At 74.7% G+C, this 22563-nt stretch carries 21 protein-coding genes and 1 tRNA gene; 15 read left to right on the forward strand and 7 right to left on the reverse strand.

The annotated features are described in order from the left end of the window. The first annotated feature begins 26 nt into the window (after positions 1–26). The 3 genes from ACF9IK_RS27715 to ACF9IK_RS27725 all read left to right on the forward strand — a co-directional run bounded on the left by ACF9IK_RS27715 (position 27) and on the right by ACF9IK_RS27725 (position 2901). Positions 27–1415, forward strand: a complete 1389-nt coding sequence (locus tag ACF9IK_RS27715; protein WP_395296813.1) for a chloride channel protein — start codon at positions 27–29, stop codon at positions 1413–1415. Positions 1416–1557: 142 nt separating this feature from the next. After that, on the forward strand, positions 1558–2574 hold the full coding sequence (locus ACF9IK_RS27720) for a DUF2278 family protein (RefSeq protein ID WP_395296814.1): 1017 nt from the start codon (positions 1558–1560) through the stop codon (positions 2572–2574). 102 nt (positions 2575–2676) lie between these two features. Next, entirely contained in the window at positions 2677–2901 is a 225-nt protein-coding gene (locus tag ACF9IK_RS27725; RefSeq protein ID WP_395296815.1) for a hypothetical protein, read from the forward strand. 106 nt (positions 2902–3007) lie between these two features. Here the strand turns inward: ACF9IK_RS27725 and ACF9IK_RS27730 are convergent. Beyond that, a tRNA-Leu gene (locus tag ACF9IK_RS27730) sits at positions 3008–3092 on the reverse strand. Positions 3093–3382: 290 nt separating this feature from the next. Here ACF9IK_RS27730 and ACF9IK_RS27735 point away from each other — a divergent pair. The 3 genes from ACF9IK_RS27735 (at position 3383) to ACF9IK_RS27745 (ending at position 6374) form a co-directional block, all read left to right on the forward strand. Next, on the forward strand, positions 3383–4729 hold the full coding sequence (locus tag ACF9IK_RS27735; RefSeq protein ID WP_395296816.1) for a M20/M25/M40 family metallo-hydrolase: 1347 nt from the start codon (positions 3383–3385) through the stop codon (positions 4727–4729). A 243-nt stretch (positions 4730–4972) separates the two neighbouring features. Continuing rightward, positions 4973–5218, forward strand: a complete 246-nt coding sequence (locus tag ACF9IK_RS27740) for a chaplin (RefSeq protein WP_395296817.1) — start codon at positions 4973–4975, stop codon at positions 5216–5218. A gap of 322 nt (positions 5219–5540) precedes the next feature. Next, positions 5541–6374 carry a chaplin family protein gene (locus tag ACF9IK_RS27745; RefSeq protein WP_395296818.1) on the forward strand — a complete coding sequence of 278 codons (834 nt, stop codon included), beginning with the start codon at positions 5541–5543 and terminating at the stop codon, positions 6372–6374. A gap of 200 nt (positions 6375–6574) precedes the next feature. On the opposite strand, the gene ACF9IK_RS27750 is transcribed toward ACF9IK_RS27745, so the two are convergent. Next, the gene (locus ACF9IK_RS27750) at positions 6575–6784 is read right to left on the reverse strand and encodes a DUF5703 family protein (protein ID WP_395296819.1); all 210 of its coding nucleotides are present in this window, start codon (positions 6782–6784) and stop codon (positions 6575–6577) included. 399 nt (positions 6785–7183) lie between these two features. On the opposite strand from ACF9IK_RS27750, the gene ACF9IK_RS27755 reads away from it, so the two are divergent. After that, entirely contained in the window at positions 7184–7789 is a 606-nt protein-coding gene (locus tag ACF9IK_RS27755; RefSeq protein WP_313763062.1) for a hypothetical protein, read from the forward strand. A gap of 213 nt (positions 7790–8002) precedes the next feature. Here the strand turns inward: ACF9IK_RS27755 and ACF9IK_RS27760 are convergent, their stop codons facing one another. The 3 genes from ACF9IK_RS27760 to ACF9IK_RS27770 all read right to left on the reverse strand — a co-directional run bounded on the left by ACF9IK_RS27760 (position 8003) and on the right by ACF9IK_RS27770 (position 12250). Continuing rightward, a complete protein-coding gene (locus ACF9IK_RS27760; protein ID WP_395296820.1) occupies positions 8003–8563 on the reverse strand; it encodes a cysteine hydrolase family protein in 561 nt (186 codons plus the stop codon). Positions 8564–8731: 168 nt separating this feature from the next. Further along, positions 8732–10975, reverse strand: a complete 2244-nt coding sequence (locus tag ACF9IK_RS27765; RefSeq protein ID WP_395296821.1) for an ATP-binding domain-containing protein — start codon at positions 10973–10975, stop codon at positions 8732–8734. Positions 10976–11269: 294 nt separating this feature from the next. Further along, a complete protein-coding gene (locus ACF9IK_RS27770; RefSeq protein ID WP_395296822.1) occupies positions 11270–12250 on the reverse strand; it encodes an aldo/keto reductase in 981 nt (326 codons plus the stop codon). Between the two features lie 256 nt (positions 12251–12506). Between ACF9IK_RS27770 and ACF9IK_RS27775 the strand changes: the two genes are divergently transcribed. Next, positions 12507–13553, forward strand: coding sequence for an LLM class F420-dependent oxidoreductase (locus ACF9IK_RS27775; RefSeq protein WP_395296823.1), 1047 nt, complete (start codon positions 12507–12509; stop codon positions 13551–13553). 92 nt (positions 13554–13645) lie between these two features. Here ACF9IK_RS27775 and ACF9IK_RS27780 read toward each other — a convergent pair whose 3' ends face one another. After that, positions 13646–14638, reverse strand: coding sequence for a magnesium and cobalt transport protein CorA (locus ACF9IK_RS27780; protein ID WP_395296824.1), 993 nt, complete (start codon positions 14636–14638; stop codon positions 13646–13648). A 159-nt stretch (positions 14639–14797) separates the two neighbouring features. Here ACF9IK_RS27780 and ACF9IK_RS27785 point away from each other — a divergent pair, with 159 nt between their 5' ends. The 6 genes from ACF9IK_RS27785 (at position 14798) to mshC (ending at position 20612) form a co-directional block, all read left to right on the forward strand. Next, positions 14798–15511: a histidine phosphatase family protein gene (locus ACF9IK_RS27785; protein WP_395296825.1), complete on the forward strand. Its 714-nt coding sequence runs from the start codon at positions 14798–14800 to the stop codon at positions 15509–15511. A 151-nt stretch (positions 15512–15662) separates the two neighbouring features. After that, the gene (locus ACF9IK_RS27790; protein ID WP_395296826.1) at positions 15663–16229 is read left to right on the forward strand and encodes a DUF3090 domain-containing protein; all 567 of its coding nucleotides are present in this window, start codon (positions 15663–15665) and stop codon (positions 16227–16229) included. Between the two features lie 44 nt (positions 16230–16273). Then, positions 16274–17071, forward strand: a complete 798-nt coding sequence (locus tag ACF9IK_RS27795) for an SCO1664 family protein (RefSeq protein ID WP_395298703.1) — start codon at positions 16274–16276, stop codon at positions 17069–17071. 105 nt (positions 17072–17176) lie between these two features. Beyond that, entirely contained in the window at positions 17177–18094 is a 918-nt protein-coding gene (locus ACF9IK_RS27800; RefSeq protein ID WP_395296827.1) for an AraC family transcriptional regulator, read from the forward strand. 184 nt (positions 18095–18278) lie between these two features. Next, complete coding sequence (locus ACF9IK_RS27805) at positions 18279–19160, forward strand: carbohydrate-binding protein (RefSeq protein WP_395296828.1); 882 nt, start codon at positions 18279–18281, stop codon at positions 19158–19160. A 222-nt stretch (positions 19161–19382) separates the two neighbouring features. After that, a complete protein-coding gene (gene mshC / locus ACF9IK_RS27810; RefSeq protein ID WP_395296829.1) occupies positions 19383–20612 on the forward strand; it encodes a cysteine--1-D-myo-inosityl 2-amino-2-deoxy-alpha-D-glucopyranoside ligase in 1230 nt (409 codons plus the stop codon). A gap of 125 nt (positions 20613–20737) precedes the next feature. Here the strand turns inward: mshC and ACF9IK_RS27815 are convergent, their stop codons facing one another. Further along, on the reverse strand, positions 20738–21688 hold the full coding sequence (locus ACF9IK_RS27815) for a PAC2 family protein (protein ID WP_308222265.1): 951 nt from the start codon (positions 21686–21688) through the stop codon (positions 20738–20740). A 345-nt stretch (positions 21689–22033) separates the two neighbouring features. On the opposite strand from ACF9IK_RS27815, the gene ACF9IK_RS27820 reads away from it, so the two are divergent. Further along, entirely contained in the window at positions 22034–22549 is a 516-nt protein-coding gene (locus tag ACF9IK_RS27820; RefSeq protein ID WP_395296830.1) for an SRPBCC family protein, read from the forward strand. The last annotated feature ends 14 nt before the right edge of the window (positions 22550–22563 follow it).

Genomic DNA, 22563 nt, shown 5'->3' on the forward strand with positions numbered 1-22563 from the left:
GCCCCGGCGAGCGTGAAGGAGCGGGCATGCCCCAGCAGGCCGTGCCGGCGGGCGGCCCCACCGTGCGGGACGTCCTGCTGGCGAAGGGGTACCTTCGCCTCCTGCTGCTCTCGGCCGCGCTCGGCATCCCGGTCTCGCTGATCGCCTTCGCCTTCGTCAGCCTGGAGCACGAACTCCAGCACTGGGTCTGGGAGAGCCTCCCGGTGACCGCAGGCTTCGACCGCGCGCCCTGGTGGTGGGGGCTGCCCGCGCTGCTGCTCGCCGGTCTGCTGCTCGCCCCGATCGTCACCCGGGTGCCGGGGCACGGCGGCCACATCCCGGTCGACGGCCTCGGCGGCCCGCCCACCCCGCCGGTCGCGCTGCCGGGAGTGGTGCTGGCCGCCCTCGCCTGCCTGCCGCTCGGTGCGGTGCTCGGCCCCGAGGGCCCGCTGATGGCGATGGGCAGCGGCCTGGCCCTGCTCGCCGTCCGCTCCTTCCGGCAAGCCGAGCGGCCCCGGCTGGCGCCGGTGCTCGGCGCGGCCGGCTCGGCGGCGGCGATCTCGACCATCTTCGGCAGCCCGCTGGTCGCCGGTGTGATGATGATCGAGGCGGCCGGCCTCGGCGGCCCGCGGCTGATGGCGCTGATCCTGCCCAGTCTGGTGGCGAGCGGCATCGGCGCGCTGGTGTTCACCGGCTTCGGTCACTGGACCGGCCTGTCGATCGGCGCGCTCTCGCTGCCCTCCGTACCGCCCGAGGGCGTCCCCGACTCCGGCGACTTCCTCTGGGGCCTCCCGTTCGCGGCCGCGGTGACCGTGGTCTGCGTCTGCGGCCAGCTGCTCGGACGACGGGTCAAGGCCTACGTCACGGGGGACCCGCAGGGGCCCGCGTCCCGGCCGGCCACCCGTCAGACCGCCGTGCGGACGGTGGTCTGCTCGGTCGCCGTCGGGGCGTGCATCACCGCGTACGCACTGCTCACCGGGCGTTCCCCGGAGGAGGCCGCGCTCTCCGGGCAACTCACCCTAGGCAGCCTGGCCGCGGACCCGGGGGCCTGGCCGATCGGCGCCCTGCTGGCGCTGACGCTCTGCAAGGCGGCCGGCTGGGGCATCGCCCTGGGCAGCATGCGCGGCGGTCCGATCTTCCCGGCCGCCCTGATCGGCGCCGCCCTGGGGGTGGCCTGCGGCCCGCTGCCCGGCTTCGGGGTGGCGTCGGGGCTGGCCGCCGGCATCGCCGCCGCCGCGGCGGCGGTCACCCGGCTGCCGGTCACCAGCGTCATCCTCGCGGCGGAGCTGATCGGCCAGGACGCGCGGAACGCGATGCCGCTGCTCATCGTGGCGGCCGTGACCGCCAGCGTGGTCGGCGCGCTGGTCCGCGCCCTCGCCCGACGGCGGAGCACGGACGCGGCCGTCGCCCCGCCGTCAGCGCCTGCGGCCCGGTAGACCCGTTCGGAGGACGGACGGTGAACACCCGTCGATTCCCGCGCGGTCTTGCCCGCCGGTACGGCATAACGGAGGGGTTTCCCGCACCACGGACGGGCTCCCGGCCACCGGGGCCCACCGGACCGACCGAAGGACCTCACCCATGCCCCTGAAGAACTACGGCGTGCTCGCCGCCACCGCCGTCGACCGCCGCCGCGAAGGCGCCACCGACACCCCGCACTACCAGATCCACCTGCGTGACGCGCACGGCACCGACTACCGGGCGGCGGTCAACGTCCAGTCGCAGCAGGCCCCCTCGGACCTGCTCTACGTCGTCGTCGACGACTTCAGACACCCGCTCACCGCGCAGCTCCCGGACGCCGGCAGCGGCTGGACCGACCTCGACTCGAAGCCGGGCACGGCCAGTCTGGACTTCATCCGGGGCAACCTCTTCGACCCGGCCGCCCTGCGCACCCTGCCCCCGGACCTGCCCGGCGCCGACAACGACCTGGCCGACCTGCTCGACCACTACGTGCAGCGCGCCGTCGCCGATCCCGCCGCCGCCGTGTACCTGATCGGCCAGCGCTTCGGTCCCGAGCCGACCGTCCCCGACAAGGTCTTCGGCTTCCTGCCCGGCAACGGCGTCCACGACATCCACATGAACCAGGGCAACAGCGGCCGCTTCCGCTCCGACGACGGCGTCTTCCAGGACGGCGGCCTGCTGATCCACCTGCCCGCCGACGACCGCTGGGTCGCGGTCTTCCTCGCCTTCCAGTCCCAGGCGTGGCACACCGACGACGTCACCGGCCACGCACTGCCCGGCACTCCGCCCCGCCCGACCGACCCGACCGGCCAGGAGGCCGTGCTGCGCATCGTCGCCGCCGTGGTCAACCCGGTCGGCCCGGCGCCCGAGGACGAGACCGTCACTCTGCTCAACACCTCGGCGGCCCCGGTCGACCTGACCGGCTGGCACCTCGCCGACCGGGCCAAGCACCGGCTCGCGCTGCCGGCCGGCCCGCTGGCGGCCGGTGCCACGCTCGTCGTGCACGGCGGCAACGGCTTCCAACTCGGCAACCACGGCGGGTCGATCACCCTCCTCGACCCCAGCGGTCTCAAGGTCCACGGCGTCGCGTACACCGCCCGCCAGGCGGCCGCCGAGGGGCGGACGATCACCTTCTGAGGGCCCGCCCCGGCCCTGCGGTCGCGGGGCACGGCCGCCGCGGGTGTCCCCCGTCCGGGTGACACCCGGATTCACCCGCCGCGGCCGGGGCAACCTCGCCCCGTGACCACCTCTGCCCCCCGCCGCCGTCGGCGCCGCCGCCCGCCCACCCCGGCCCAGGCGGCCGCCCCCCGCGCGGCCGCCGCGCCGCCCTTGCCCTCCCAGCAGTCGGCCGCCCGGCCGCCCCGCTGCTGCGACGCCACCACCACCGAGCACCGCGCCTTCGGCGGCACCGTCATCCGCACCCGCCACCACCGCCCGACCTGCCCGGTCTGGGCAGCCCGCTGACGCCCCACCGCCTCCCCCTGACGGGACCCGCCCCGAGCAGCCGGCACGGCCGCGAAAACGAAGAATCCCCTCGGAGCTCTCACGAGCCCCGAGGGGATTCCATCTGTGTCCGAGGGGGGACTTGAACCCCCACGCCCGATAAAGGGCACTAGCACCTCAAGCTAGCGCGTCTGCCATTCCGCCACCCGGACCGGGTGTTGTCTCTTCGGCCTCGTCGGCCGCGCTGACAGATGTAACTGTAGCAAAGATCGGCTTGTGGTCCCAAAACGCCTCCGAGCGGGGAGCCGGGCCGGCGGCCGGGGCGGGGGGCGATCCGCGGGGCCGGTGTGACCAGCGGCTTTCCCCGGCTTCCGCAGGATGCGCGGGGTGGATCCGGCCACGGGGCTGGGGGAGGATGGGCGGACGTGCTCGTACGGCCCGGGTGCAGGTCCCGGGGGTGGCGCGCTGGTGCGTCGGTGCGGGCCAGAGACGAGGAGTGACCGTGAGCGAGCGGAGCGAGTCGACGACGGGGCGGGCTGCGGCGCCGAAGGCGACGGCCGAGTCGGAGGTCGTCGAGATCTGCCGCGATCTGATCCGGATCGACACCAGCAACTACGGCGACGGTTCCGGTCCGGGGGAGCGGAAGGCCGCCGAGTACGTGGCCGAGCAGCTCGCGGAGTTCGGCCTCGAACCGCAGATCTTCGAGTCGGCCAAGGGGCGTGCCTCGACCGTGGTCCGGATCGAGGGCGAGGACCGGTCGCGTCCGGGTCTGCTGATCCACGGGCACACCGACGTGGTGCCGGCCAACGCGGCGGACTGGACGTACGACCCGTTCGCCGGGGAGATCGCCGACGGCTGCGTCTGGGGGCGCGGCGCGGTCGACATGAAGGACATGGACGCGATGACGCTGGCCGTCGTCCGCGACCGGCTGCGCACCGGGCGCAAGCCCCCGCGCGACCTGGTGCTCGCCTTCCTGGCGGACGAGGAGGCCGGCGGGACGTACGGCGCGCGCTTCCTGGTGGACAGGCACCCCGGGCTGTTCGAGGGGGTGACCGAGGCGATCGGCGAGGTCGGCGGCTTCTCCTTCACCGTGAACGACCGGGCCCGGCTCTACCTCATCGAGACGGCCGAGAAGGGCATGCACTGGATGCGGCTCACGGTCGAGGGCCGGGCCGGGCACGGGTCGATGGAGAACGACGACAACGCCATCACCGAACTGTGCGAGGCGGTCGCCCGGCTCGGGCGCCACCAGTTCCCGCTGCGGATCACCAAGACGGTCCGGGCGTTCCTGGACGAGCTGTCCGACGCCCTCGGCGTCGAGCTCGACCCGGAGAACATGGACGAGACCCTGCGCGTCCTCGGCGGCATCGCCAAGATGATCGGCACCACGCTGCGCAACACCGCCCAGCCGACCATGCTCGGCGCCGGCTACAAGGTCAACGTGATTCCCGGCCAGGCGACCGCGCACGTGGACGGGCGCTTCCTGCCCGGCTACGAGGAGGAGTTCCTGGCCGAGCTGGACAGCGTGCTCGGCCCGCGGGTGAAGCGGGAGAGCGTGCACTCGGACAAGGCGATCGAGACCAGCTTCGACGGCGCCCTGGTCGAGGCGATGCAGACCGCGCTGCGGGCCGAGGACCCGATCGCGCGCGCGGTGCCGTACTGCCTCTCCGGCGGAACGGACGCCAAGTCCTTCCAGGACCTCGGCATCCGCTGCTTCGGGTTCGCGCCGCTGCAGCTCCCGCCGGAGCTGGACTTCGCCGGGATGTTCCACGGCGTGGACGAGCGGGTGCCGGTGGCCGGGCTGGAGTTCGGCGTCCGGGTGCTGGACCGGTTCATCGACGCCTGCTGAGACGCTTGCCGCGGCCCGCTCCCGGAGTGCCGGGGGCGGGCCGTCCGCATTGTCCGAGCTAATGATTTGGGACGGCGGAACGAAGATCGGGAGAAACGATTCTTCTTGAATCTCCGGTTCGATCATCTGTGCGCAGCATCACCGCTGCGAGTGAATGGGCAGTCCGCTCCGTACCCCGTTTGCCACACCCTCGTTCATCCCTGTGCAGCCCGCCGAACGGGTTGCGTTGTCCATACAGGAGGAATGATGAAGGTCAAGAAGATCGCCGCCGTTACCGCCGTCACCGGTGGTCTGGTGCTGGCCGCCGCCGGTGTCGCGTCCGCTCACGGCGGTGCCGCCGCCGAGGGTGTGGCCGCGGGCTCCCCGGGAGTCGTCGCGGGCAACCAGGTGCAGATCCCCGTGCACATCCCCGTCAACGTCTGCGGCAACACCGTCAGCGTGATCGGCCTGCTGAACCCGGCGTTCGGCAATCACTGCGCCAACTTCTGAGCCGCGTACGACACGCGCCGCTCGACGGGCGCCGGCGGAATCCCGCCGGGCGCCGTCGAGCGCGGGGTTGAGCTCCGGGCCGGCTGACCGGCCGGCTGCCGGGTCGACTCTCCTGGCCCCCGGGTGGCGGACGCGCCGCACCGGGGGCGCTTGTCTGTTCGGGACCGGTCGCCGGCATCGCTCGATCGGGTGAAGCTGGTTCGTTCGGCTCAACCGCGCCGCCGACGCCTCGTTAAGCCTGTGCACTCAAAGGCCGGACCAGTTATTCGGAAATTCCGACTTTCGGTAGGTCTTACCTCGTCTCGATATGTCAGGGGAATATATGAGGAATGTAGCCAAGAAGGGGCTCCTCACGGTCGTGGCCACCGGCAGTGTCCTGGCCTCGACCGCCGGCTACGCCCACGCGGGTGCCGAGGCGCAGGGCGGGGCGGCCGGGTCGCCGGGTGTGGCCTCCGGGAACTCGGTGCAGGTGCCGGTCGAGGTGCCGATCAACGCCTGCGGCAACACCGCCGACGTGGTCGGGGTGCTCAACCCGGCCTACGGCAACCGCTGCGCCAACGTCGACGGCCGGGCCGGTGGCGGGCACGGAGGCGGCGAGAGCGCCGCCTCCGGTTCCTCCGCCTCCGGGACGGCGGCCGGTTCGCCTGGTGTGGCCTCCGGCAACAGCGTCCAGGCGCCGGTCCACGTGCCGGTGAACGCCTGCGGCAACTCGGTGAACGTGGTCGGCGTCGGCAATCCGGCCTTCGGGAACACCTGCGCGAACGAGGGCGCCCCGGTCCCCAACCCGCCCGGCAAGCCCGATGACGACTGCCCCGAGGAGAACGGCACGCCCAGCCCGCCGCCGCCCACCCACTCGACCCCGACCACGCCGCCGTCGCAGCCCCCCGGCGGTGAGACCACGCCGGGCAACCCGCGGACGGGTGGCCCGTCCACCGCGCCGGCCACCCCGGCGGTCGTCCCCGCGGGCAGCCCGAGCAGCCAGGCCGTCCCGGCCGCGGCCCACACCGTGAGCCCGCCGGCCGCCGCGCCGGAGGTCGTCGGGAGCGAGCTGGCCTCGACCGGTGCGGGCGGCACCGAGGTGCTCGGTGCCGCCGGCGTCGCCCTGCTCGTCGGTGGCGGTGTCCTGTACCGGCGGGCCCGCGCCGGCGTGCGCTGAGCCGCTGAGGCCGCCCGGGCCGGCCGGAGGAGCCGGCCCGGGCGGCGGCCAACGCCGCGCGCCCGCGGTCGTCGTCCGGATCCGACGGCCGCGGGCGCGCGTGTGGGTTCAGCGGGCGCCCAACGGCTGCTCGGCCGTCGAGGTGCCCGGGCCGGCTGCGACGCCTGCGGCGCGCGGCCCGGGAGGTGCGGGCGACGCCGTCACCAGCTCCGCACCTGGCGGATGATCCGGCGGCGCAGCAGCACCGTCCGGCTGCCGTCCGGGAGCAGTCTCAGCCGGTCCAGCTCCCAATGCCCGTACTCGGCATGGTCGGTGAGCAGTTGGCGTGCCGCGTTGCGTGAGGTGCCGCGCGGCATGCGCAGCGACTGGTACTCGTACTCCGGCTGCCGGACCGGCTTCGCTGGGGTCAAGACGCTCCTCCTGAAGGACACCTGGAGGCAAGCCTACGGCCTGCCTCCGACAACGGGCCCGGGTATTTTCGGCCGGGCTCGCGCGCCGGCCGCGGCGCGGTTCCACCCGCACCCCGACCGGAGTGATGACGCGGCATCAGATCCGCCTCTTCTGCTGACGGAATACCCCGATCGCGGTACGCCAAGCGGCACTCGGCCGACCCGGCCGTGCCACCGTGCGGCGGCGAGGGGGTCGCGCGTGCCAAGGGGTGGCGAGGGGGGCCGAGGAGGCCGTGCGCGGGGCGTGCGCGGGCACAGAACCACTCGGATCGGACATCGGGGCGGAAGTTGCGGTGAAATCGCGGGTGTAGGTGACAACCGCTGTGCGTACCGACACCGCGGGGAGATAGCGTCTGCACCATGTCTGATGCCGCGCAGCCCACCATTGCCGAGGTACGCGCCGCCGCCGAGGCGGTCAAGGCCGCCATCGACCGTCATCTGGAAGCGGTGTCAAGCCCCAGCACGGCGGATGATCCCGCCGTGTTCGCCGCCTACGAGCAGCTCGCGACGGCGGCCATCGCGTACGACCAACTCCTCTACGAGGCCTACGACGAGGTCACCCCCTTCGAGGTGCCCGGAGACGAGGGCCCGGGCGGGTTCCACGGCCCCGAGCAGCCCGAGGCGATCAGCGTGCTGATCCGTCGCGACTACCACGTGGTGGACCCGAAGCGGCTGCGTGCCCAGGCCGAGCGGCTTGACGACTCGCTGACCCCCGGTGGCGGCGAGACCGGCGGTGTGAACGCGGCGATCGGCGTGCTGTTCGGCGAGTACGAGCCGGACGAGATCGCCGCCCGGAGCGAGGAGTTCGGCCTGGAGGAGGCTGACTCGACGCTCTGGGTCGCGGCGGCCGAGCCGAGCGAGCCGGGGGAGTGGCTGCCGGAGCCGTTCGAGCACGCCGATCCGCGGCTGCTGATCTGCCGGTTCGACGTCAGCGAGGTCTACGACGACGAGGACCTCGACGACTGAGCGCCGCCCGGGGCGGCGGCGGGACACCCGTACCGCCGCCGCCCCGCGCTGTTCGCGGCAGCCTCAGAAGCGCCCGGCGGGCGGTGCGCCCGGCGTGCGCACCGCCCGCCGAATCGCTTCTGCAGGCGCATGGTTTCGGCCGTTCCGCTCCCCGCGAGCGGGGCGCACGCGGCGGCGCCGGGAGCCCTGGGCCCCGGCGCCCGGCGGCGGAGGTCAGGGCGCCGCGGCGAAGTCCACGCTCTTGGTCTCGGCCGTCCCGGCGCTACGGCCGGGCGCCCGCTGGGTGGACCAGTACATGTTGGTGTGCGCGACGACCTCCGCCGGCGCCGGTGCGCCCCATGCGGTCAGGTCCTCCGTCGTGTGGGCGTCGCTGACCAGCAGCGCGTCGTAGCCACGGGCGAGCGCGCCGTGGAGGGTCGAGCGGACGCAGAAGTCGGTCTGCGCGCCGCAGACGACGAGGCGCCCGGCCCCGAGGCCCGCGAGCTCGGCCTCCAGCGTGGTGGCCTCGAAGGAGTCGCGGAAGAGCTTCTCCACGATCGCCTCGCCCGCCGCGGGCACCAGCTCGGGGACGATCTGCCAGCCGTCGCTGCCGAGGACCAGCTCGTCGTCGGAGTGCCGGACCCAAACGATCGGCACCTGCTCCTGCCGGGCCCGGTCCACCAGCGCGGCGATGTTGGCGACGACGGTGTCGCGCTCGTACGCCGCCGCGACGACGTCGTTCTGCACGTCGATGACGAGCAGGGCCGTGCGGGGCCGGTTCTCCAGAGTGGTCATGCTCTCCCCTTGCCTGGTCTTCGCTGTCCTGTTGCCTGGTCTTCGCCGGTCGTCGCTTCGTACGTCGGGCGGTCCGGGACCCGGGCACCCGGACCGCAGCCTAGACCCGGGCCCGACGGCGGGTCAGGTGACTGCCTCGCCGTCGGGCCCGGGTCGGGTGGGGCGCCGTCAGTAGGCCTGCGCGGCGTTCTCGGCCAGGATGGCGCGCAGTCGGGTGGTGCGGGGCCGGGCCGGGCGCTCGGCGACGGCCTGGAGGAGGGCCGGCCCGGCGGCGTGGACCACCGAGAGGTGGCGCTCGCCGCGGCCGAACGCGGTGTAGACCCACTGCCGGGTCAGCGCCGCGCCCGCGTCGCCCGGCACCACGACGACGGCGCCCGGCCAGCGGCGGCCGACCGCCTGGTGGACGGTCAGCGCCCAGCCGTGTCGCAGCCGGGCCGCCTCGGCGGGCGGGACGGTGCGACGGGTGCCGTCGGCGTACTCCAGGTGCAGGCCGTCGGCGTCGCCGTCGAGGACGCGGGCCGGGCGGGCGGTGCCCGGGGCCGGCGAGTCCACCACCCGGTCGCCCGGGTCGAAGCCGCCGAAGCGGCCCGGGCCGGGGTTGAGCCGGGCCTTGGCGGCGGCGTTGAGCGCCCGGGTGCCGGCGGCGCCGCCGTGGCCGGCGGTGAGCAGCACCACCTGCTCGGCGGGGATGCCGAGCGCGCGCGGGATCGAGTCGGTGAGCAGCTGGATCGCCCGGTGGACGGCCTCGGCGCCGTCCCTGGCGGTCAGGATGACCACCTCCTTGTCCGGTGCCTCGACCGGCTGCAGCTCGCCGATGCCGACGCCCGAGACCAGCTCGCCGATCGGGCCGAAGTCCGGGGTCCGGGAGGCGACCGCGGGGCAGGCCTTGGCGGTCAGCAGGTCGGCGAAGAACCGGCCGGGGCCGGCGGACCAGAGCTGGCCCGGGTCGCCGCTGAGGACCAGCCGGGTGCCGTCGGCAAGTGATTCCAGCAGGGTCGCGGCCAGCTCGACGTCCAGCAGCGGGGCGTCCAGGACGACCAGCAGGTCCAGCGCGAGCGTGCCGTCGGGGGAGCGGCCGGGGCCGGCCGTGCCGGCCAGCAGCTCGGCGATGGTGACGACCTGCAACGGGCCGTCGGCGAGCGTGGCGAGGCTGTCCCGGCCCTGATCGGTCCAGGTGGCGGCCCAGGCGCGGAGCCCGAGGCCGGCGGCGGCACGGACCAGCGCGGCCGGCTCGGCCCGGGCGGCCTCGCCGCCGGTGTGGGTGATCAGGGCGTGCTCGGCGGCGGCCCGGATCAGGGCGGTGGCGGAGGTGGAGGGCGCCGCGGTGGCCGCCGCCTCCCAGGCGGTGGGCCCGGGGTCGGTGGGCGCGGTGGGTTCGGCGCTGTCGGTGGTGGCGTCGGCCTCGGTGGTGCCGGTGTCCGCGTCGGCCTCGGTGGTCTCGGACTCGCCCGCGTCCTCGCTCGCGTCCTCGCCTCCGCCTCCGCCTTCGCCCGCGTCCTCGCCCTCGTCCGGGTCCGCACCGGGGACGAAGGTCGACATCAGCCGGACCAGGCCGTCCGCCAGGCTCTCCTCCGCCAGGGCGAGCCGCTCCAGCGCGAGGACGGTACGGGTCTGCGGTTCGTCCTTGTCGCCGCCCGCCGCGTGGGCCTCGGGACCGGTGAGCTCCTCCTGGAACGGCATCGCCCGGCCGTCGAGCACGGCGGCCTGCAGGGCTGCGCCGGCGTCGGGCAGACCGAGGCGGTCGAGACCGGCCGTCACTTCGCCGATCTCGACGGCGGAGTGGCCGCGCAGGGCGGACTGCTCCAGGAGCCATGGCACCAGCGCCCGGGCCCGGCGCTGATCGCCCGGCCCGGCGGCGGGCCCGAGCAGGCCACGCGCGAAGCCGTCCGCGTGCTCGGGGCGGACGCCGGGCAGGACCAGCACGGCCCACGGGTCCGCGCGCAGCTGCTCGGCGGCGCCGTCGCCGAACGCCGCCACGGCGGCGGGCGTGAGGTCCGCGGGCGCGCCGCCGGCGGCCAGCACCTCGGCGGTGTCCTTGAGCGCCAGCGCGCGCTGCTCGTCGGTCTCGGCCCGGACCGGGGCCGGCCGCCGGGCGGCGGGAGCCGGTGCCGACGCGCCCGCGTCCCCGGCCGGAGCCTCCTGGCCGCCCTGGGCCCGACGGCCGGCCTGCGCGTCCGGAGCCTCGGCCTCGGACGGGCGTCCGCCCTCGGCGCTCGGCTGCGGGTTCCGCGGGGTCCGCGGAGCCTGGCCGCCGTCCTGCTGTCCGATGGTCCGGATCCGCTCGGCGAGGGCCGCCACCGCAGCGGCCTTCTCGGCGCCGGAGAGAGCGCCGCCGGATCCGCCGCCGGCGGCCTCGGTCGCTTCGGAGGCAGTCGAGGCCTCCTCCGAAGCGCTGTTCTCCGTGGCACTCATCGTTCGCTCCAAGAAAGGTCACTCCACTGCGGGGCGCCGGCCGGCGCCGGTCGCGGGGCAGCCGTCGGCTGCCGGTGCGCCGGGGTGCGGTCGGCATGGTCGGGTCGGTCCGGCCACCGTGGGCGGCGGCACCGGTCGGTCGGGCCGGGCGGGGCCGGTCGGACCGGATCGGATCGGTCGGGTCACGTCGTGTCCGGTCGTTCTGCACAGGTCGGTACAGGTCGGCACAGGTCGGTACGGGTCGGTCGGTCGTGCGGGGCGGATCGGTTGCCCGCACCGGGGGCCGGCGTGCGTCTACAGCTCGCTCCACCCCTGGTCCGGGTAGCGGTGGACCGGCGCCGAGATGTCGTCGAGCGCACCGCGGATCTCACCCGGAAGAGTAAGCGCCTCCACTGACAACGCCGCCTGCAACTGCCCGACCGTCCGCGACCCGACCAGCGCCGAGGCGACCCCGGGCCGGTCCCGGACCCAGGCGAGTGCCACCGCCAGCGGGCTGCTGGCCAGCCCGTCGGCGGCGGTGGCGACCGCGTCCACGATCCGGCGCGAGCGCTCCCCGAGGTACGGCTGGACGAAGCCGGAGAGGTACGGCGAGGCGCCGCGCGAGTCCTGCGGGACGCCGTGGCGGTACTTCCCGGTGAGCACGCCGCGCCCGAGCGGCGAGGAGGCGAGCAGCCCGACCCCGGCGTCCCGGGCGGCCGGCACGGCCTCACGCTCGATGCCGCGCTGGAGCAGCGAGTACTCCAGCTGTGCGCCGGCCAGCGGCACCCGCCCGTGGTGGGCGCGCTGCCAGGTGGCGGCCTTGGCGAGCTGCCAGCCGCTGTAGTCGCAGACCCCGACGTACCGGGCGCGCCCGGAGACGACGGCGATGTCCAGGGCGCTGAGGGTCTCCTCGGCCGGGGTGGCCGGGTCGAAGGCGTGCACCTGCCAGAGGTCGACGTAGTCGGTGCCGAGCCGTCGCAGCGAGGCGTCCAGCGCCGCGAGCAGGTGGCCGCGCGAGCCGTCGAAGCGGCGGCCGGACTCCGGGACGCTGCCCGCCTTGGTGGCGATCACCAGCTCGGAGCGGGGGATCAGGTTGTCGGTGAGCCTGGAGAGCAGGTACTCGGCGCCGCCGTCCGCGTACACGTCGGCGGTGTCGACCAGGTTGCCGCCGGCGTCGACGAACTCCTTGAGCTGCTCCGCGGCCTCGTGCTCGTCGGTGTCCCGGCCCCAGGTCATGGTGCCGAGGCCGAGCCGGGAGACCTGCAGCCCGGTACGGCCGAGGTGACGCTTTTCCATCGGACGGGCCCCTTCACTGGCCGGGACGGCGGGCTGTCGGGGGGACCGACCCGCCCGGCGAACGCGCAGGTGGGGAGAGGTGTCCCCACGTCGGCTGAGCGTAGCGGCCGGTGCCCGGGCTGGTGTGCAGACCCGCAGGACGATCACTGCGCGCCGGGTCGGCCGCGATGTGGCCCAGGCCACACCTACCGGCCAGTAGCATGGCCGCCGAGAGCACGGCTACCCTCGCGAGCAACCCGACTGGAAGGCATGGCAGATGCGACTCGGTATCAACCTCGGTTACTGGGGACTCGGCATGGACGCCGACAACGTCGCCGTCGCGCAGGAGGCCGACCGGCTCGGCTACTCGGTCTGCTGGGCCGCCGAGGCCTACGGCTCGGACGCCGCCACCGTGCTCTCCTTCGTCGCAGCCCGGACCGAGCGGATCGACGTGGGCTCGGCGATCTTCCAGATCCCCGCCCGGACGCCGGCCATGACCGCGATGACCGCCGCCACCCTGGACACCCTCTCCGGCGGTCGGTTCCGGCTCGGTCTCGGCGTCTCCGGCCCGCAGGTCTCCGAGGGCTGGTACGGCGTGAAGTTCGACAAGCCGCTGGCCCGCACCCGCGAGTACGTGGAGATCATCCGCAAGGCGATGTCGCGCGAGCGGCTGGTCCACGAGGGCGAGCACTGGACCCTTCCGCTGCCGGGCGGTCCGGGCAAGCCGATCAAGCTGACCGTGCACCCGGTGCGCGAGCACATCCCGCTGTACATCGCGGCGATCGGCCCGAAGAACCTGGAGCAGACCGGCGAGATCGCCGACGGCTGGCTGGGCATCTTCTTCTCGCCCGAGCACGCCGCACTCTCGCTCGACCCGCTGAAGGCCGGCCGGGCCAAGGCCGGGCAGGGCCTGGAGGGCTTCGACCTCTGCCCGACCGTGAACATCGCCGTCGGCGAGGACACCAAGGCGGGCGCCGACGCGCTGCGCTCCTACGCGGCGCTCTACATCGGCGGCATGGGCAGCCGGGAGAAGAACTTCTACAACCAGCTCACCCGGCGGATGGGCTACGAGCAGGCGGCGGACGAGATCCAGGAGAAGTACCTCGCCAAGGACTACGCGGGTGCCGCGGCCGCGGTCCCGCACGACCTGATCGACGCCACCTCGCTGCTCGGCGACACCACCCGGATCGCCGACCGGATGCAGGCCTACGCCGACGCGGGCGTCACCACGCTCACCCTCGCGCCGGCCGGCTTCACCCTGGAGGAGCGGGTGCTCGCGCTGCGCACCGGCGTCGAGGCCCTGGAGCGTGCCGGACTCGCCTGACCGGGCGGACCGCCCCGCCGGGGCCCGGGCCGCGCGAACGGACGCGAACGGTCCGGGCCCCGGCGGGGGCGGCCCCCGGCCGGCCCCGGGCCCTACAGCCAGTCGTGCCGCTTGAACACCCGGTGCAGCGCCACGCAGACCAGCACCATCAGCGCCACCGCGGCCGGGTACCCCCAGGGCTGGTGCAGCTCCGGCATGTGCTCGAAGTTCATGCCGTACACGCCGGCGATCATGGTCGGCACCGCGGCCAGCGCCGCCCACGCCGAGATCTTCCGCATGTCGTTGTTCTGCTGAACGCTGACCTGAGCCAGGTTGGCGCTCAGGATGTCCGACAGCAGCCGGTCCATGGCGTCCACCTGGTCGTTGGCCCGGGCCAGGTGGTCGGCGACGGCCCGCAGGTACGGCAGCGCCTCGGGGCGGACGAACGGCACGCCGCCGCCTCCCAGCCGCAGCATCGGCTCCAGCAGCGGGCCGGTCGCCCGGCGGACGGCCACCAGCTGGCGCTTGTAGCCGTAGATCCGGCCGGCCGTGTCACGGCCGATCCGGCCGGGGGCGAACACGTCCGCCTCCAGCTCGTCCAGGTCCGCCTGGAGGGCGACCGCCACGTCCACGTACCCGTCCACCACCGAGTCGCAGACCGCGTGCAGGACTGCGCTCGGCCCGTACTTCAGCACCTCCGGCTGCTGCTCCAGCCCGGTCCGAAGTTCGTCGAGCGGGCTGTCGGCGCCGTGGCGGACCGTCATCACGAAGTCCTCGCCGACGAAGACCATCACCTCGCCGCCGGTCACCGCGTGGCCGCCCGGGTGGTAGCCGAGCGTCTTGAGCGCCACGAACAGCGAGCCCTGGTAGGCCTCCACCTTCGGGCGCTGGTGCGCGCGGACCGCGTCCTCCATCGCCAGCGGGTGCAGGCCGAACTCCCGGCCGACCTGCTCCAGTTCCCCGGCGCTCGGCTCGAAGAGGCCTATCCACACGAAGGAGCCCCGGCCGGCCGCACGCGCGGCGGCGAGGGCGCCGGTGTGGCCCCCGGAGCACTCGGTCCGGCGGCCGTCGCGGTAGATTGCGCAATGGACGATCACGCGGGCCATTGTGGCGCCTCCACGGCCGGGACGGCAGGACGTCGTCCCGGCCCGGGGCCGGAAGCCGCCGCCCCGCAGGCCCTGGTCCGCCACCCAGGAGGCCGGGGACCGGAGCCCGGAGGCCCGGGAGCCGGACGTCGCCGCCCGGGAGGCCGTAGGCTGGGCCCCATGCCCACCCTGCTGCTCGTCCGCCACGGCCGCTCGACCGCGAACACCGCCGGAATCCTGGCCGGTTGGACGCCCGGGGTGGACCTCGACGACACCGGTCGCGCCCAGGCCGCCGCGCTGGCCGACCGGCTCGCCGGGATCCCGCTGGTGCAGGCCGTGAGCAGCCCGCTGGAGCGCTGCCGGCAGACCCTGGAACCGCTGCTCGCCGCCCGGCCCGAACTCGGCCCGCCCGCCGAGGACGAGCGCCTCGGCGAGTGCCGCTACGGCGACTGGACCGGCCGGCCGCTGGCGGAGCTGGCCAAGGAACCGCTCTGGCGCACCGTCCAGGACCACGCCGCGGCCGCGGCCTTCCCCGGCGGCGAGTCGCTGCGCGAGCTCAGCCACCGCACGGTGGGCGCGGTCCGCGAGTGGAACGCGAAGATCGCCGCCGAGCACGGCGAGGACGCGGTCTGGATCGCCTGCTCGCACGGCGACGTGATCAAGGCCGTGGTCGCCGATGCGCTGGGCCTGCACCTCGACCACTTCCAGCGGATCAGCGTCGAGCCCTGCTCGGTCACCGCCGTCCGCTACACCCCGCAGCGGCCCTTCGTGCTGAGGATGGGCGACACCGGCGACCTCTCCCCGCTCGCCCCGAAGCCGGGCGGCCGGTCCGCCGGCGGCAGCGGTGCTCCGGCCGGGGACGCGGTGGTCGGCGGCGCGACCGGCGCGGCCTGACCGGCCCGGCTCGCCCGCCCGGCTCCCCGACTTCGGCTCCCCGGGCCGGGCCCGAAGGTCGTAGGGTGACTTACGAGCCCCATCGATGCCCGACCCGTCCGATTCCTACCCCGATCGACCACCACGATCGACACGATCCGGAGCGAGAAGCGTGCCCCGTCAGGTCTTCTTCTACGACCAGCCCGAACGGTTCGTGGCCGGCACCGTCGGCCAGCCCGGCGCCCGGGCGTTCTACCTGCAGGCCAGCGCCCGGGGGCGGATCACCAGCGTGCTGCTGGAGAAGACCCAGGTCGCCGCGCTCGCCGAGCGGATCGAGGAGGTGCTGGACGAGGCGCTGCGGCGCAGCGGCGGCGACACGTCCATCCCCGCCACCGCGCCGGCCGACCTGCTGGACACCGCACCGCTGGACCTGCCCCTGGAGCAGGAGTTCCGGGTCGGCACCATGGCGCTGGCGTGGGACAGCATCGACAGCTGCCTGGTGGTCGAGGCCCAGGCGGTGATCGAGGACGAGGACGAGGAGGACACCGAGTCCGTCTTCGAGGACACCGAGGACGGCCCCGACATGCTGCGGGTGCGGCTGACCGGAGCCATGGCCCGGGTGTTCGCCAAGCGGGCGCTGGACCTGGTCGCCGCGGGCCGCAAGCCCTGCCCGTTCTGCAACCTGCCGCTCGACCCGGAGGGCCACCTGTGCCCGCGCGCGAACGGCTACCGGCGCTGAACACCGAGACCCCGCCGCAGGCGGACCCTGCGGCGGCCGCCGCGCTGGCGGCCGACGCACCCGCCGCGCTGCGCCTGCTGCGCGAGGGCGGGCTGACGGTGCACGGCCGGCTGGCCGACGCCTCCAACGCCGCCCTGTACTGCAGCGTCGCGCTGGACGGCCGGACCGCGCAGGCGGTCTACAAACCGGTGGCCGGCGAGCGCCCGCTGTGGGACTTCCCGGACGGCACCCTGGCCGGCCGCGAGGTCGCCGCGTACGAGCTCGCCGCCGCCACGGGCTGGGCGCTGGTCCCGCCGACCGTGCTGCGGGACGGCCCGCACGGGCCCGGCATGGTCCAGCTCTGGGTCGAGCCCGACCCGGGTGCCGCCCCGCTGCTCGCCCTCCAGGACCCGCAGGGGCCGGAGGAGGGCTGGCTGCCGATCACCCGCGCGGATGTCGGCGGCGGACGCACCGCCCTGCTGGTGCACCCCGACGACCGGCGGCTGCGGCGGCTGGCCGTGCTGGACGCCGTCCTCAACAACGCCGACCGCAAGGGCGGCCACCTGATCTGTGCCGCCGACGGGCGGATCTACGGCATCGACCACGGGGTCACCTTCAACACCGAGGGCAAGCTGCGCACCCTGCTCTGGGGCTGGGCCGGGCAGCCGCTGCCGGCGGAGGCCCTGGAGATGCTGGCCGGGCTGGCCGAGCGGCTGGCGGCCGACCTCGGCGAGCGGCTCGCCCCGCACCTGACCGCGGCCGAACTCGCCGCCGCCCGCGAGCGGGTGGCCGAGCTGCGCGGCACCGGACGCCATCCGCTGCCCTCCGAGGACTGGCCGGCCATCCCCTGGCCGCCGATCTGACCCCGGCGGTCGCGCAGCCCGCCGGAGGGCGGTACCCGCCGCCGCGGTCCGACTCGACCGGCATTGGTCTGGACCTGTGCGGCGCTCCGGCCGCACACTGCTCCGATGGACGAGCGACGGACCACCCCCCACCTGGACCTGCCGCTGCACCGCCTGCAGGTCCCCCTGCCGCACCTGCTGCCCTTCGCGATCGGCAGCTTCGACTCCATCGGCCCGCTCTCCCGTGCGGGCTTCCCCCACCGGCACTCCTTCTTCGAGATCGTCCACGTCACCGGCGGCCGCGGCGCCCATGTGCTGGACCTGGTCCACCGCCCGCTGCGCCCGCCGCAGTTGTGCGTCATCGCACCCGGCCAGGTGCACTACTGGGCCGACGCCGAGGGGCTGACCGGCCGGGTGGTCCTCTTCAACGAGGACTTCCTGCTCGGGCACCCGCAGGACCTCCCCGCCCTGCGTTCGCTGGCCGTCCGGCCGGCGCTGCCGCTCGGCGACCGGGCCGGGCCGATCGGTGCGCTCCTGGCCGACATGGAGCACGAGTACCGCGGCCGCGCGCCCGGTTACCCGGGTGTGCTGCGGGCCAGCCTGCACATCCTGATCGTCCGGGCGGTGCGCGCAGCCCTTCCCGGACTGGACGGCGCGACGCCCGGCCGGTCGACCGAACTGGCCTCGGCCTTCACCCGGTTGATCGCCGAGCCGGGCTGGGGGTGGCGCTCGGTGGCCTCCTGCGCCCAGGAGTTGGGCGTATCACCCGGGCACCTGCAGGCCCTGGTCAGGCAGGCGACCGGCAGTACGCCCGGCCGGCTGATCCGCCAGCAGCAGACCTTGGAGGCCAAACGGCTACTCGCCTGCACGGACCTGACCGTCCGCCAGGTGGCCGGGGAGGCCGGCTTCGGCGACCCGGCGTACTTCTGCCGCTTCTTCCGGCGGGAGACCGGGATGACGCCGGGGGAGTTCCGGGCGGGCGTCGGAGGAAATCACCACGATCCCCGGATCGCGTCCATCGCGGCGGGCCCGGACGCCCCGTAGGTTGGCTGGTGGCCGCCGGCGAGCGGCCCGCTCCGCGCGGGCGACCCGCCGGCCCGGCCCTTGTCATGCCCCCACCATGGCAAGGGCCGCCCCCGGGCACCGCACCATCCGCGCACCGCACCATCCGCGCGCCGCGCGGCGTTCCGCACACAGTCCCCCGCACCCACACCGAAGGAGTCGGCGCATGCCCGCGTCCGAAGAGCCCGCCACCGGGCGGGACGGCCTGATCGACCGCCGGATCAGCCGCAAGTCCGTGCTGAAGGCCGCCGCGGTGCTCGGTACCGCCCCGCTGCTGATCGGCGGCGGTGTCGCCCTGGCCCGCGACCGGGCCGGCACCGGTGAGGCGCCCGGTCCCACCCCTGCCTGCCACGACGGCGACGGCCCCACCGTCGAGCAGACCGAGGGCCCCTACTTCAAGCCGAACTCCCCGCTGCGGACCTCACTGATCACCGACAGCACCCCGGGCACCCGGCTCACCGTCAGCGGCTACGTCTTCGGCCGGGCCTGCCTGCCGCTCCCCGGTGTGCTGCTGGACTTCTGGCAGGCCGACGTGAACGGCGCGTACGACAACACCGGCTTCGGCTTCCGCGGGCACCAGTTCACCGACGCCCGGGGCGCCTTCGGCCTCACCACGATCGTCCCCGGGCTCTACCCGGGCCGCACCCGCCACATCCACGTCAAGCTCCAGGCGCCCGGCCGTCCGGTGCTCACCACCCAGCTCTACTTCCCGGGCGAGCCGCGCAACGGCACCGACACCATCTACGACGCGCGGCTGCTGATGAACGTCCGCCAGATCGGCTCGGGGAAGGAGGGCACGTACGACTTCGTACTGAACGTGGCCCAGACGCCCGGCCCGACCGGCAGCCCCACCCCGACCTCCACGCCCACCTCCACGCCCACCGTCACGCCGACCGGCCAGCCGGGCGGCACCTGGGCGGCGGGCACGCCCTACACCACGGGCGACCGCGTCGCCTACGCGGGCGTCTCCTACCGGTGCCTCCAGGGGCACACCGCCATCACCGGCTGGGAGCCGCCGAACGTGCCGGCCCTCTGGCAGCGGCTGTAGCGGCTCCAGCTGCGCCCCCCGGGGGGGGCGGGTGCCCGGTCGGCGGCAGGGCCGGCCGGGCGCTCGTCCGTGCATCTGGCACACCGTCGGGTTATTCCCGAGAACCGGAAGAAATCCGTCAATGGCCGGTCATCATCTGTCGGGAACCGTTCGGACAACGAATCCGGTCGATCTTGCGCACTGGTTAGGCTTTCAAATGTTCGCAAGGTTAAAGTCGGTTCCATGCATGCCTGGCCCGCCTCCGAGGTTCCCGCCCTGCCTGGTCAGGGGCTCCCCCTTCGTATCTTCGACACCGCAGCGGGCGGTGTCCGGGAGGTCGTGCCGCAGGACGGCACCGCCCGGATCTACGTCTGCGGCATCACCCCCTACGACGCGACCCACATGGGCCACGCCGCCACCTACAACGCCTTCGACCTCGTACAGCGGGTGTGGAAGGACGCCGGCCACGACGTCCTGTACGTCCAGAACGTCACCGACGTGGACGACCCGCTGCTGGAGCGGGCCGTGGCCACCGGCCAGGACTGGACGGCGCTGGCCGAGCGGGAGACCGCGCTCTTCCGCGAGGACATGACCGCCCTGCGGCTGCTCCCGCCGGCCCACTACATCGGCGCCGTCGAGTCGATCCCGTGGATCGTGCCGCTGGTCCAGAAGCTGCTGGCCGACGGGGCCGCCTACGAGCTGGACGGCGACATCTACTTCTCGGTCGACGCCGACCCGCGGTTCGGCGCGGTCTCCGGCCTCACCCGCGAGGCCATGCGTCCGGTCTTCGCCGAGCGCGGCGGCGATCCGGACCGCCCCGGCAAGCGCAACCCGCTGGACGCCCTGCTCTGGCTCTCCGCCCGTCCGGGCGAGCCCGCCTGGGACACCGAGCTCGGCCACGGCCGCCCCGGCTGGCACATCGAGTGCGTCGCGATCGCGCTGAAGTACCTCGGCATGTCCTTCGACATCCAGGGCGGCGGCAGCGACCTCTCGTTCCCGCACCACGAGATGGGTGCCGCGCACGCCCAGGTGGCCACCGGCGACCACCCGTACGCCAAGGCCTACGTGCACGCCGGCATGGTCGCTCTGGACGGTCACAAGATGTCCAAGTCCCGCGGCAACCTGGTCTTCGTCTCGGCGCTGCGCCGCGAGGGCGTCGACCCGGCGGCGATCCGCCTGGCCCTGCTCTCGCACCACTACCGCGAGGACTGGGAGTGGACCAAGGCCACCCTCGACGAGGCGGTCGAGCGGCTCGCCCGCTGGCGTGCCGCGGTCTCCCGCCCGGACGGCCCGCCGGCCGAGGCGATGCTCGCCGAGGTCCGCGCCGCGCTCGCCGAGGACCTGAACGCGCCCGCCGCGCTGGCCGCGGTGGACGCCTGGGCCGCGCGGCAGGAGGCCGGGGGCGGCGAGGACGCCGGCGCGCCCGGCCTGGTCTCGCGCACGGTCGACGCGCTCCTCGGCGTAGCGCTCTGACACCGGGTCGGCATCCACGAACACCCGTACACGACGCCGAAGGGGCGTCAGGACCAGCGCGGTCCTGACGCCCCTTCGGCGTACCGGTCCGGCGCGCGTCCTGCGCCGGGACACCGGGCGGAGGATCACTCCTCCTCGGCGCCCTCCTGGCTCTCCCGCGCGGTCGGCGGCTCCGGCTCGCTCGGCCGCTCGGCAGTGGCGTGCCCGGCCACCGGCTTCTCGCCGGTCGGGCCGACGTTCTCCCGCCGCCGCAGGTACCGCTCGAACTCCCGGGCGATCGCGTCGCCCGAGGCCTCCGGCAGCTCCGCCGTGTCCTGCGCCTCCTCCAGCTGCTGGACGTACTCGGCCACCTCGCTGTCCTCGGCGGCCAGCTGGTCCACGCCCAGCTGCCAGGCGCGCGCGTCCTCGCCCAGCTCGCCCGGCGGGATCCGCAGGTCCAGCAGGTCCTCCAGCTTGTTGACCAGCGCGAGCGTCGCCTTCGGGTTCGGCGGCTGCGCGACGTAGTGCGGCACCGCGGCCCAGAGCGTCACGGCCGGCACCCCGGCGTGGGTGCAGGCCTCCTGCAGCACCCCGACGATGCCGGTCGGGCCCTCGTAGCGGCTCTCCTCCAGGTCCAGCCGCCGGGCGAGGTCCGGGTCGGAGGTGACCCCGCTGACCGGCACCGGGCGGCTGTGCGGGGTGTCGCCGAGCAGCGCGCCGAGGATCACCACCAGCTCGACGCCCAGCTCGTGGGCGAAGCCGAGCAGCTCGTTGCAGAACGAGCGCCAGCGCATGCTCGGCTCGATGCCGCGGACCAGGACGACGTCCCGGGTCTTCGGCTCGGTCACCCGGATCACCGACAGCCGGGTGGTGGGCCAGGTGATCCGGCGGACACCGCCGTCGAGCCACACCGTGGGCCGGTTGACCTGGAAGTCGTAGTAGTCCTCCGCGTCCAGGGCGGCGAACACCTTGCCGCCCCAGGTGTCGTCCAGATGCGCCAGGGCCGCGGAGGCGGCGTCGCCCGCGTCGTTCCAGCCTTCGAAGGCGCAGACCATGACCGGGTCGATCAACTCGGGAACATCTTCCAGCTCGATCACCCAGCGTCTCCCTCCGGTCGGCGGCGGACCGCACCCCGCCCCGGCTGGCCTGCCCGGGCGCCGGCGGTCCGGCTGCCGACTGTCGAACCTCTCGTCTCCCATGGAACGGCTCGCCCCATGGTCCCTACCTGCCCAGCCTACGGGCTTTGAAGCGCCCGGCGGCCGGGCACCGGGACAGTCTGGGGGAGCGTGGCCCGGCGATCCAGCGGTTATCCGGACGTGCTGCGCGACGGCCGGTCCCGTCCCGTCCCGCCCCGGCCGGGGCCCCGGTCACATCGTGCCCGCCCGCCGGGGCGGCGTGATGATGGAGACGGGGCCGGGCGGCGGGTGTGAGGAGCCGGGCGGATGAACGGACGGCTGTGGATCGGTGCCGGCGCGGTCGCGGCGGCCTTCGGCACCGCGGTGCTGGCGGCCTCGGCGCTCGGGCGGCGCCTGCCGGTGGAGCACGTCACCGAGGGCGGCCTGGACCTGACCCAGCCGCCGGGTGCGGTCTGGGACGTGCTGACCGACATCGACCTCTACCCGGCCTGGCGTCCGGGTCTGTCGCACGTCGAACGGCTGCCCGCGACCGCCGCCGGCCGGTCCCGCTGGCGCGAGTACGACCGGCACGGCCACACCACCTACGAGGTGGTGGAGAGCCAGGCCCCGCACCGCCTGGTGACCGGCATCGCCGACCCGGACCTGCCCTACGGCGGCACCTGGACGTACGTGCTGACGCCGGCGGGCGAGGGGTGCACGCTCACCGTCACCGAGCGCGGCGAGGTCCACAAGCCGATCCACCGGGCGGTCGGCCACTACGTCACCGGCGAGGACGCCTCGATCCACCGCTACCTGGACGCGCTCGCCCACCGCCTCGCCTGAGTCCGGCCCCCCGC

It is taken from the genome of Kitasatospora hibisci (genome assembly GCF_043950205.1).
GTDB lineage: Bacteria > Actinomycetota > Actinomycetes > Streptomycetales > Streptomycetaceae > Kitasatospora > Kitasatospora hibisci.